The 12,188-nt window shown below is 51.5% G+C and carries 9 protein-coding genes; 2 read left to right on the top strand and 7 right to left on the bottom strand.

Features of this window, described 5'->3' with window-relative positions; all coding sequences use genetic code 11:
• Nucleotides 1–142 precede the first annotated feature (142 nt).
• A complete protein-coding gene (locus BM258_RS22690) occupies nucleotides 143–895 on the top strand; it encodes an IS6 family transposase (RefSeq protein WP_090075530.1) in 753 nt (250 codons plus the stop codon).
• A gap of 607 nt (nucleotides 896–1,502) precedes the next feature.
• On the top strand, nucleotides 1,503–3,059 hold the full coding sequence (locus tag BM258_RS22685) for an ISL3 family transposase (RefSeq protein WP_090075529.1): 1,557 nt from the start codon (nucleotides 1,503–1,505) through the stop codon (nucleotides 3,057–3,059).
• A gap of 53 nt (nucleotides 3,060–3,112) precedes the next feature.
• Here BM258_RS22685 and BM258_RS22680 read toward each other — a convergent pair whose 3' ends face one another.
• The 7 genes from BM258_RS22680 to BM258_RS22650 all read right to left on the bottom strand — a co-directional run.
• Nucleotides 3,113–4,144, bottom strand: coding sequence for a LacI family DNA-binding transcriptional regulator (locus tag BM258_RS22680; protein WP_090075528.1), 1,032 nt, complete (start codon nucleotides 4,142–4,144; stop codon nucleotides 3,113–3,115).
• Between the two features lie 243 nt (nucleotides 4,145–4,387).
• A complete protein-coding gene (locus BM258_RS22675; RefSeq protein ID WP_090075527.1) occupies nucleotides 4,388–5,362 on the bottom strand; it encodes an ABC transporter permease in 975 nt (324 codons plus the stop codon).
• Nucleotides 5,355–6,962 carry a sugar ABC transporter ATP-binding protein gene (locus tag BM258_RS22670; protein WP_090075526.1) on the bottom strand — a complete coding sequence of 536 codons (1,608 nt, stop codon included), beginning with the start codon at nucleotides 6,960–6,962 and terminating at the stop codon, nucleotides 5,355–5,357. Before BM258_RS22670 ends, BM258_RS22675 begins: the two co-directional genes overlap by 8 nt.
• 170 nt (nucleotides 6,963–7,132) lie before the next feature.
• Complete coding sequence (locus BM258_RS22665; protein ID WP_090075525.1) at nucleotides 7,133–8,260, bottom strand: substrate-binding domain-containing protein; 1,128 nt, start codon at nucleotides 8,258–8,260, stop codon at nucleotides 7,133–7,135.
• 98 nt (nucleotides 8,261–8,358) lie between these two features.
• Nucleotides 8,359–9,171, bottom strand: coding sequence for a hypothetical protein (locus BM258_RS22660; protein ID WP_090075524.1), 813 nt, complete (start codon nucleotides 9,169–9,171; stop codon nucleotides 8,359–8,361).
• Between the two features lie 18 nt (nucleotides 9,172–9,189).
• Entirely contained in the window at nucleotides 9,190–11,310 is a 2,121-nt protein-coding gene (locus BM258_RS22655; RefSeq protein WP_090075523.1) for a beta-galactosidase, read from the bottom strand.
• Nucleotides 11,311–11,911: 601 nt separating this feature from the next.
• On the bottom strand, nucleotides 11,912–12,188 hold a 277-nt coding region (locus BM258_RS22650), incomplete at its 5' end, for a DDE-type integrase/transposase/recombinase (protein WP_139229355.1).

Here is a 12,188-nt window from a genome sequence, read left to right as displayed (position 1 = left end):
ATCCTACATCATGATGTCTTGAGATTTGCCCGCCTGGGTTGACGATAAGGATCGTATCGGTCGTGCCGCAACCTTTTGTTGTTAACCCAGCCTTGAGATTTTAACAGCGAGAAGATGCTTCGATTTGTTGAAGGAGCACCGTATGATTCTCAATGCCATTGCCGAAAAGCTGAAGCGAAAATCGAAATATGATTTTAAAGGCAGACAATTTGAGGCATGGCTGATCATTCAGGCGGTATCTTGGTATCTGCGGTATCCACTGAGCTATCGGGATCTGGAAGAAATGTTCCTTGAGCGCGGCTTTAAAGTTGACCACAGCACAATCAATCGTTGGGTTTTGGCCTATGCTCTGCTCATTGAGAAGCGATTACGTCGGTTTCGCCCCCCCCATTGCGGGTCTATTCGGGTAGATGAAACTTACATCAAGGTGCGGGGGAAGTGGAAATTCCTGTACCGGGCCATAGACAAGCATGGCAATCCCGTGGATTTCTTGCTTACAGCCAACCGCGATATTGAGGCAGCAAAACGTTTCTTCAACAAGATGCTCAAGGAAGAGCCACTCCTGTCGCCGGGCAAGATCGGCACTGACGGCGCCAATACATTCCCCTCAACGATCAAACAATCGGTCGACAAAGGCTACCTCAGACCAGCCCCTGTCCATTATGTCACCAAGCATTTACAGCAGCGCATAGAAAGCGATCATTTCAGGGTAAAGAAGAATATGCAAAAGGTTGGTGGTTTCCAATCATTCCATACAGCGCGGCGAACCATCGCAGGTTTCGAAGCAATGCTGTGGCTCAAGAAAGGTTTTGACTTCGCAGGCCAGAGGACCGTTCTTGAACAGAATGATCTCATTGCTCTCCTTTTCGGACTTCAAAAAGTTAACGAAGCATGACTTTGGCTTGACTTGGCCCATTACCGCTTTTGGACATCTTTAACCACAAGCGATCCGCTCGTAGTAAAGCTTTGATATCGGCTCAGCACTGTAAAGACTACCTATTTTTATTCGTTAGGTTAAAGTACCTACTAAATATCAAGAGAATGAACAAAACGCCGATCAGTCCCCAACCCAACCGAGAAAGGCCACAACAGAATACAATCACTGCAAATATCAAGATTACATAACTAATCCAAAACACACTACGAATATACATGGGCTTTTCTCCATACTGCTCTGCGTCAAATATACTTATAAAGCCTGTAAGATACTCAAGAAAAATGTTGATTCATAGTTAACTTCTGAGGTAGTTAAATATTCCCCATCAACGCCTAAGGATGTTAAATGTCACTGAGAACTTCTGTGGTTGCCGCCCTGAATGCAAGAGGCATCTGACATCAAAAGCATACAATCGAGAGCGAACTTCTGTCAGACCTCATTTTACGACAATCTCTTTCGCCGTGGGCCGGGATGGTGTTCGGTGGTATTGGGTCCAAATCTGGCTCTGACTCATATTTGCTGAAATTATTGGGCATGGTTTTGCTGGTTCATTGGAGGATCAGCTATGCTTCATCGATTTCAGCGTGCGAGCCTTGCGCCGGATGGCTTTTCAGTAGGTTCAGTGCAGATCGCAAACGGGAGAGTACAAATTCGGTTGCGTCCGCGTTCAATAGCGGGGCTTTGCCCGGATTGTGGACGACCAAGCCGACGTGTTCAAAGCCGATATCTGAGGAGGCCAGCGGACCTACCGCTGTGCGGTCGGCGTGTAGAGCTTATTATTGAGGCACGTCGTTTCTGGTGTGATACCGTTCTGTGTGGGCGGCGTATCTTCTGCGAACGGTTCGATGATGCTGTCCTAGCTAGCTATGGTCGACGAACCCAAAGGCTGGAAACAATCGTGCACCATCTTGGCTTGGCGCTTGGAGGCAGACCTGCAGCAGCCTTTTCTGAACGCCTCATGATACCCGTTAGCAACGATACACTCCTGCGAGTGGTGCGTAGACGGACTGTGGAACGAACCGATAAGCTCTCTGTCATCGGTATTGATGACTTTGCCTTTAGACGCGGCCAAACCTATGGAACAATCATTTGCGATCTTGAGCGACGGCAACCGATTACCTTGTTACCAGACCGTACGCCGGATACGTCTCGGGCATGGCTTACCAAGCATCCTTCTATCTCGATTGTCGCTCGTGACAGAGGTGGTGGATATGGTGAGGCCATAGCGAAAGCTTTGCCAGATGCCGATCAGGTGGCTGATCGCTGGCATCTCATGGAGAATTCGAGCCGCGCGTTTCTCGATGCGATTGGCAAGTCCATGCGCCAAATCAGACAGGCAGTCGGTAGCAAGGTCGTTGATCCCAAGCTTCTGACTTATGCGGGAAGATTGCAATATGAGGGGTATCTGCGCCGGCAGGAGACGAATGAGGCAATCTGGGAGCTCAAGAAGAAGGGAACTTCAATTTGGCAGATTGTCCGGCAAACTGGTCACAGTCGCAAGCTTGTTCGTGATGTCTTGCGTGGCCAGCGTCTTGATGTGTTTCGGACAAAGCCAAGCATAATGGATAGCTGGCTACCCTGGCTCAACAGCCGCTGGGACGAAGGGGCACGAAACGCCTCGGCACTTTGGCGCGAGATGAAAGCAAAAGGCTTTCCAGGGCAACGCGGTATCGTCTCACAATGGGCGCAACGCCGGCGTTTAGCAGAGAAAGCTGGTCAGAGTGGGATCGCGCGAACGCCATCTGCAAGGGTGATCGCTCGACTGATGACAGCTGCGCGCGATGACCTGGCAAAATCCGAAGCGATCCTGGTGGCTGCGATTGAAGTGAATGTTCCAGAATTGGCCTCCGCCCGCAAGATCATTGGCAACTTCCAATCCATGATCCGTTCAAAGTCAGCGCTAAATCTCAATAGCTGGCTGGAAACAGCGAAGAACAGCCTGGTTAGCTCTTTTGCCGGCGGCGTTGAAAAGGATGTAGATGCAGTCCGAAACGCCATCATCTCTCCATGGTCAAATGGACAAACCGAAGGGCAAATCACACGTCTGAAGCTCATCAAGCGCCAAATGTACGGACGCGCAAAGCTCGATCTGCTGCAAGCGCGGCTGATCGGTCCGACGTAGGCCCCAACTTCAGCAAATGTGCGTCAGAGCCAATCCTAGCTGACGAACGGAGATCAGGGAAGATTGTAGCGCATATAGATATCGATAGGCACCGAAGGCGGTACATAGCCGATATCGCCTGTGGCATAGGCTTTCATCGAGGCGATTGCCAGTTCAATTTCCGCTCTGGAATCCTGATTGATGAGGGCATCGATTGTTCCTGAAATCAACGCATTCCGCGTGTGCTTGGTCAACTCGTGCGCAACCACGATAATGTCCTTTTCCCGACCTCGTTCTTCCAGCGCCTCAATCAGGCCCCGGTTTCCTGCTCCGATATTGTAGATGCCAATGAGATCGGAACTTTGAGACAGAATATCCTGCACGACCTGTTTGGTGATGGCACTGTCGTCTCGTCCTTCCGGTACGGATACGATTTTGAGCGACGGATATTCCTGGGTCAAAACCTGCTCGAAGCCAAACCGCCGGTCGGCCTGATCGCAAAGCGTGCGAGAGCCAATGAGGGCCGCAACGGGCCCGGATCGTCCTGCGGCGAATTTGCCAATGAGAGAGGCAGCCGTGCGTCCGGTAGCGATGTTGTTCGGGCCAATGGAGAAATGCCGTTGCGAGGGCGTGACATCGGACACAAGCGTTGCCACGATGACCCCCTTGCGGACAAGGCGATCAATTGCCTCGCGCACATGAATGGAATCGATTGCGATGACGGCAACTCCCGTGCATGTGGCCGGACCGACTTGCGCAAGCGCTCGAGTCAACTCAACCTCGTCAAGCTCGGTATAATCGCTGAAAGACAGGAAAACACGCTGAGCCGCAAATTTCTGCGTCATTTCCTCGATGTCTTTTTTCATGTTGACCATGAAGGTGTTCTTTGGACCGCGAGGAACAATGAACTGAAAGTAGCAATCGCGCTCGACAATTTCTTCTTCGGCAGAATGCCCTGTATGGAAGTCGAGTTGTTCGATGACTTTTTGCACGCGCCATTTCGTATTGGCGCTGACATTGGGGCGATTGTTTACAATGCGATCAACTGTCGCCAGCGAAACGCCAGCCTTTTCTGCAATGACCCGTAAGTTAACTTTTTTTACCACTTTGAGTGTTCCTCAGGCATAGCTATCGCAATAGCCCTTTAAGGTCTTCAGATCGGAATTCCCGCATTTTCGTGCAAAAATCCACCATCCGACTTGGAGCAAAATGACGCTGCTTGGATTCCAATTGCATGCAGCATCAATTGAACTTGATCAGAATCGTACGTCACATAGCCCGGGTTCTTGTGTAAATTTTCGCATCAACCCCGCAGGACGGGGTCGATGCTTTGGGACCGTGAATCCCGGTCAGTTCTTTTTGCTGAGCGCAACTGCCAGAACAATAATCGCACCGCGTGCAACTAGTTGTTGACTATATTCGAGACCGTGAAGTGTCAATCCATTATTGATCATGCCGATCATGATGGCACCAATGATGGAGCCCACCACGGTTCCATGTCCTCCCGCAAGGCCGGTTCCCCCCAGAACGGCGGCTGCGATGACGGACATTTCATCGCCTTCGCCAAACTGGAAACGACCGGACTGAAGACGGCCTGCGTAGAGCATACCCGCCAGTCCGGCCGCCATGGAGGACATCAACATGACTCGCGCCTTGATGACTTTTGTATTGATCCCGCTATACTGTGCCGCAGTCTCATTCCCACCGGTCGCCAGGACACGACGACCGAATGTGTTGTGTTTGAGAGCTACATGCCCGGTCACGCCTATGATTGCCATCCAGAACAGCAGAATGGGGAATGGCCCGATATCACCACCACCGAAAAGGAAGGCATAAGTCTGGTTGAGAATGGGAATGGATGCGGTGTGGCTGATCCACATCGATGTCCCGGTGCAGATTCCCATCGCTGCCAGCGTCACCAGGAAAGACGGAATGCCGATCTTGGTGGTCAGAAAACCGTTGACCACGCCGGCCAGCGAGCCGATGCAAAGCCCCGCAAAAATCCCGGCAACAAGACCGTAATCACGCAGAACCATTGCAGTCACCACCGATGACAGTCCCGCAAGAGAGCCCACGGACAAGTCGATTTCCCCGGCCGCCAGAACGAATGTCATGGCCACCGCCATAATAGCGATGATAGCGGTCTGACGCACGATATTCAGCAGGTTGTTGATGTCGAGAAATCCCTGATCGCGCAGGGTGATCGAGAAAATGATGAAAAGGACCGCGAAGCCGAGATAGATAACGGCCTGGCGCCAGGACTCCCGAACGAATGCAAGAGGCGAGACGCTATTCTGTGATTTGGAGAGAGTGACATTAGACATTTGCATTGACCTCTTGAATGGCGACTTGCAGACGACGCTGGGCTTCCTGGAATGAAGAAGCATCATTCAATTGTTCAGGAAACAGATCTTTGTGGCTCAGTTCTCTTTTGATCCTGCCATCAGCCATCAGGAGGATCCTGTCCGATCCGGCGATTAGTTCTGCGGTTTCCGATGAGATGAGAATGACAGCCTTGTTCTGTGCTGCCATTTGACGAACAACACCAATAACCTCGGTCTTGCTGCCGATATCGATACCTGCTGTTGGTTCATCCAGAATAAGGATTTCAGGAAGGGTGGCCAGTCCCTTGGCCAGAACGACCTTTTGCTGATTGCCGCCGGACAGCTGTTTGGCCTTGGTGTTCGGGCTGTCGGTCTTAACATGGAGAAAGGCGATTTGCTCGTCCACTAGCTTGGCTACCTTCTTGCTCGAGACCCATGTCCAATAGCTCACCTTGTCCAGCACAGACAGGCAGATGTTTCGTGCCACGCTATGTTGCACCACCAGGCCCTGACGCAACCGGTCTTCTGGAATGAGCGCAATACCGCATTTCAGAGCCTGTTCGGGGCTTGAGAGCTTGACCGATCGGCCCTTTATGCGAATGTCTCCGGAGCGGATAGGATTGACGCCATAAAGCATGCGCGCCAACGAGCTGCGCCCGCTTCCGAGCAACCCGGCAATGCCAACGACTTCGCCCCGCCGGACCGAGAGACTGACATTATGTGGCGTGTGCCGCCCAGAAGCATCAACGAGTTCCAGAAGAGTATTTCCCAGCATGGTCTCGTCTACGATTTTCGGTACCGAAAGATTAGACCCGGCTTTGCCGACGACATGCCCGACAATGCTTTCAACCGACATGTTGCCGATTGGAGCGCTGAGCACAAGGCGTCCGTCCCTGAGGATCGTAGCATGATCTGCGATACGTAGGATTTCGTCCATCCTATGCGAGACATAAACAATGGCAACACCGGCCTCCTTAAGCCGATGCAACATATCAAACAGAAGATCTACCTCCGCATCACTCAATGCAGAAGTCGGCTCGTCTAGGATCAGAATGTCGCTGCGCTGGGACAGGGCCTTTATGATCTCTATGAGCTGACATTGCCCGGTGCTGAGTTGGGAAATCAGTTTGGTAGGATCAATATCGACGTTGAACTCTTCGAACAGGCGTCCGGCTTCTTCTTGGCAGAAGCGATCCTTAATCAGCCCGAAAGTGTCTTTGGGTTCGCGGTTGAGAAAAATATTCTGCGCAGCCGTCAAGCTCGGTATGAGGCTCATTTCCTGAAAGATCATCGCAATGCCTGCGCGGCGGGATGCTTCCGACGAATGCACAAGCATCGGTCTGCCATTTACCTCGATCGAGCCCTGATCAGGGCTGTGAATGCCGCGCAATATTTTTAGAAGCGTGGACTTTCCTGCGCCATTCCCGCCAAGAAGAGCATGAATCTGGCCTTGTTGTACCTCGAGATCAACATTTTTGAGAGCCAGAACCCCGCCAAAGGACTTGGTAATGCCGGTCATCTTGATGGCTGGGGGATCTGTCTGTCGCGCGGTCTCTATCCCGCAGGCACTGGTTCCATCGGATTTATTGGTGTCTGCCATCACCCTATCTCCTCCATTTTTCTCCTGATTGCGCTGTGATTCGTGACTGACGGGCCCTGCAATACATCGCGAAAGCGCATAAATGCGGACCTGCTCAATGTCAAAAAGGGTGCTCTTTCTGGAGAGCGAAGCGGGTCATCTTCCAGAAAGAGCATGTCAGGGGAAGTCAATCAGCGCATGCTGTCCTTGACGTCTTTGGGAAGATCTTGATGATAGACTTCTTGCCATGCCTGGGGGAGATTTTCATAGGTCACGGCAAGCGAAGGCAGAGCGACGTATTCAGGGGCCTTTTTGCCCAGAAGGCCATAACCTGCCAGTTTGGCTTCTGTCACACCCTGATCATAGGGTCGTTGGGAACCAAGGCCATGGACATAGGATTTTTGAGCCATATTAATGGCAACGTTGGCACCAAGGTCACAGGTCGTCAGCACGATGTCTTTGACACCGGCTGAACGGGCTGCCGCAATGACACCCTCAGCGGGAACGTCCCAAACAGCCCAAAGGCCATTGATCGATTTGCGGTTGGCGGTCAGCATGGCACTTGCCATTCTTTCTGCGCTACCGGCAAGGTTTGAGCCGTTAATGCCCTGTTCGGCAATGATCTTGATGTCTGGGAAGTATTTTTCGATGGTGTCTTTGAACCCGTCATAGCGCTGCTGGGTTACGAAGAAATCGACAGCATGATAGATCGCACCGACATTGCCTTTTCCGTTCAGGGCTTTTGCCATCAGAAGAGCAGAAGCAACTCCGTTACCATAGTTGTCGGCAGATACGACGCTGATATAGTCTTCCCCTGCTTTAAGGTCATTCGGAACATTGTCCATGAAGACAAGTTTTACGCCTTGATCGGCTGCCTTTTTGTAGATGCCAGCAGTCGCCATCGGATCCGTGGGAATAGAGACGATGATGTCCGGTTTTTTCGCCAGAATTGTTTCAATGTCAGCGACCTGTTTTTCTGGTTTGAAGCCGGCGTCAGTCACTGCGAGCACTTCGATGCCCATTTCAGCGAACTGGGCTTTGAGGCCATTGACCTGAGCTTGTGACCAGTCGTTGCCGGCATAGTGCAGAACGATAGCTGCGGTGGCTTTCATATCCTTGATTTTTGCCAATTCTTCATCACTGAGCTGAATGTCGGAGGCGGGAGATGGTGTTTCTCCGTTTGGCCCGAGGCTGTAAACCTTGGTTTTGAGCTCATCGAGCATAACGTCGGGATCGGCTGCCATGGCAGCGCCGACTCCCAAAGCTGAAGCGAGACCTACGGCTGCAATGAAGCCGGTTAATTTCTGAAAACGAGACATGCGTAACTCCTCCTGCTTAGTCTCTTAAATTTCCTCTATTCGAGGGTGATCCTCTCCTTGAGCGGAAGGAGAGGATTATTCTTTTCAATCTGTAAAATTCAGATATTTGCTAAGAGGCTGGATAGCTCCGGTGTTGCCGGATTAACCGAGAGCTTTTTCCGCTTCACCAACTCGAGCAAGGTGGGAACCTTGTTGGTGGATTTCAGGAACTCCCTGGCGCTGGGCAGATCGGCGAACAGGCCCAGAGAGATCGGATCGTATTTTTTTGCCGCCCACTCGAGCATGTCTTTGGCAATCTGATCCCGGCTTCCCTCAAAGCTCCGGTCCATGAGATCGACAGACGTAATGATGTCGATGCGCTTGTCCTCGTCGAACCGGAGGATGAGGCTGGCCCAAAGGCTTTCTTCTTCACAGATGCCGATGACAACTGTGCTTTCTGCGGGGACGAAGCTTTCAACGGCTCCCTTGATGGCGTCATAGGACGCACCCAGACGCCATTGCAGACCGAGCTGTTCCTTGGCCGGACCTGGATAGGTGACGATGTCCTGATCGTATTCGCCCATCAATCTGAAGGCACGATTGACATATTCGTCGATATCGTCATTGACGGTCCATGCATCCTGAATGCGTCTGAAATAGTCGTCAGAGGCACTCCGTTCCAGGATCATGACAAAGTCTACGCAGTCCTTGTTGGCTTCATAAACCGCGCGCGCATCTTCTTTGGCATTGCTGATTTGGGAGATCGGACGATTGATGTCTCTGCCATCATTATGGGCGAATTTTTCTATCACCCCTTTGTCATGCAGAATGATGATCTTGTTCTTGCCCTTGGCAGAATCAAGCATCAAGGCTTGCAGGTTTCTCCAGTGGGAAACCTCGATGTCAATCATTTCAACATATGCTTGTAGCATGTTCAGTTTCCTCCTGCTTTAAAGGCTGACGGCGTAGGTTTTGATGGTGTATGGAGCAAAGCTGTCGCTCCAGGTTTCGCCGCTGTTGCCAGGCGTTTCACCAGACCAGATTTCGGTGATCGACTTGACCGTCTGACCAACGCCTGCAACCACTTCGACAGGTTCGCTGGTCGGGTTGGCCACATAGACCAGAAGCTGATCGGGCTTGTCGCTGTTGCGATGGATTGCAACGTCGATGCGCGGGTCATTCTTGACGACCGGTGCGACACCGATTGCCTGCATCGACGCGTCAAGGGCCTCGGAAACCTTTGCAAGATCGGAAACCAGAACTACGCGCCCTTTGCCAACCGCATAGGATGTGGCCAGATCTGAGCCGTCTTTTCCTAGTGGGGTTGAAGCGGAAGCCAAAACCTTGGACTTGAGCAGATCGCAAGCTGTGAAAACTGTGTCCAGATGGGGCAGTTTCGGCCCGAGAATAACCGTGCCACCCTCTTCGACATAGTCCAAAAGTTTGGATTGAACCTCCGGAGCAAGGAACTCAAAGGACGACAGAAGAATAGCCTTGTAACCAACCATGCGCTCTTCGCCCAGCGCCGTATCCGAGAGCAGGTAGGTGTAACCTTTCTCGTTCAGCACCTCTGCAAAGCCGTTGAACCACTTAGTTTTGGAAAGCTGGATCGGTTCGTCAAAGCCAAAGGTTTTTCCCGAAACGGTCATGGCATTAGGGTATTCGGACATGCTGATCTGGGATTCCAGAAAGTCGCCCGGGAATGAGAGCAGTTCACAGGCAGCCTCAAGCCGGTCATAGTCCCTGTTGGCCATCAGCAGGATGTCGGCATGACGGTGGAAATCCTTGAAGTCATATTGGGTGGCAACCGCATTGGTTATCTCGAACACAACTGCATTTTCCTTGCGAATACGGCCATCGCGCCGAATGGGAGAGCCCATCCACTTGTCGCGTTCAACCAGCATATAGCGGCTGAAGCCCTTGATCCCGTGCATCAGCGCTGCCTTGGTGACAAAACCCTCGTCATTTTGGTCGCCTGGATTGAGATACCAGGGCCAGACACCGGCGATGAATTCGGGGATATAGGGGAAACGGCTCGTCCCGACCACATAGGAAACGACAGTCCGTACATGACTGTAAAGCTCCTTGCGGGAATAAATGTCGAAACCGACGAAATCGAGATGTTTCTCCAGCTCGGTCAGGTTATAGGGAGCCGTGATGCCACTGGCCGCGCCACCCGGTCCGAGCGGATGAGGATAGTTGTGGAACAGTGGCGTTTCGTTGAGGCCCCGTTCCTTCATCATGTCGCCCAGCCGTGCCAGGCAATCAACGAGATATTTTTCACGATATTCGATCCAGTCCACATGGCGCGGCAGATCCCGCTGTGCCTTGCCTTCGAACCGTCGCGGGGCATCCAGAGCTGCAAAGCTTGAAACTCTCTGGCCATAAGCTTTGCTGATGGCTTCGGTCGAGCCGTATTTTTCTTCAAGGAAGGTCTGGAAACGGGCAATCGAAGCAGGATGGAAATCGCAGGCATAGGGGTTGATGTGAAAGAAATAGGCCATTTCATTGTCAACCTGTGTCGCAACAAGCCCACCTTTGGGATATTGGTGCTTGACCAGAATTGGCATGATCGCATCGAACCAGAGCGCGGTTTCCTCAAAGAACTTGTCCGCCGCGTAGCTGACGGCTGGAATCGGGCGCGGAACCTGGGTCAGAACCGCCTTGCCTCCCTGCGCATTGAGGGCTTGAAGGTCGGGATCATCCAAAATGCGGCGTGGATAGCCGAACCACGTCATTTCCGAGTTGATCTGCGGTCCGGGTCTTGCGATCGTTTTCAGCCCGGCCTTGTCGATCAGGGTCAGGAAAGCATCCAGATCGGTGCGAGGGTCAACCTGACCAAAATCGAACTGCCCCCGTTCAATCTCATGTGCCTCCCAAGGCATGTAGATGGAAATCGTATTAAAGCCTAGAGACTTGACCTTGTTGATTATGTCTTCCCATTTATCTCTATCAAGACGCCAATAGTGAACAGCGCCGGAGTAAACGGTTGTTGCAGTTCCATCTATCACAAACTTCTTGTCCTCCAGCGTGATAGAAGGATAGGCGTTTCCTCTCGCGGTTTTAGACACCTCGTACTCCCTTTAGGTTACGGCTCTCCTGCGCAGTCATCAGCGATCTGCGTGTCAAAAAGCCTTCAATTTGCGTGCAAGACACTAGCGACGGATGGGAAAAATGGTCAAATCACCTCAAAAAAACTCAAATGTTTGAATTTTCCATCGAACAAGTAATTAGAATTATTCTTATAAACTTCTCAATGGGCTGATTTTGCATGAGTTATGCAAAATTACTCCTGCAATTGAGAAATGTGAAGAAAATGATGTACATATGGATAATAGTGTTGTCTATCCTCTAAATTCCACCGTTCTAAGACTTTTTTACTAGAAAATTGATGGTTTAATCGCAATGATTTGAGTTGTTTCTATTTGGAAATTAAATGAAATACGTCAATTTTCCCATCAATCCGTCAATAACCTCTGTCAGCCGCCTTCCCCTCTCGCTCCCCCTCATTGACCTCATGTATGGGCGGTCCGGTAAGGGGGAACAAGCCGCACCCCATTGGCACCCGTCGAGTGTCTTGCATGAAGCCAGTGAATTTGAGGGGATAGGGGCGATAAGGGCTCGTCGCAAAGTTTTATGCAGGCCTTGTTTGTGCCGGAAACGGCCTCGTCTTCATGCTTCGTTAACTTTTTGAAGTCCGAAGAGGAGAGCAATGAGATCATTCTGTTCACGAACGGTCCATTGCCCCGCGAAGTCAAAGCCCTTCTTGAGCCACAGCATGGCCTCGAAACCAGCGATGGTTCGCCGTGCTGTATGGAAGGATCGGAAACCACCGATCCTGGGCATATTCTTCTTTACCCTGAAATGATCGCTTTCTATGCGCTGCTGTAAATGCTTGGTGACATAATGGACAGGAGCTGGTCTGAGGTAGCCTTTGTCGACCGATTGT

Origin of the sequence: Cohaesibacter marisflavi (genome assembly GCF_900115225.1) — a bacterium.
GTDB lineage: Bacteria > Pseudomonadota > Alphaproteobacteria > Rhizobiales > Cohaesibacteraceae > Cohaesibacter > Cohaesibacter marisflavi.
Note: the sequence above shows the minus strand (reverse complement) of the source record. Positions and strands in the feature narration are given on the sequence as shown.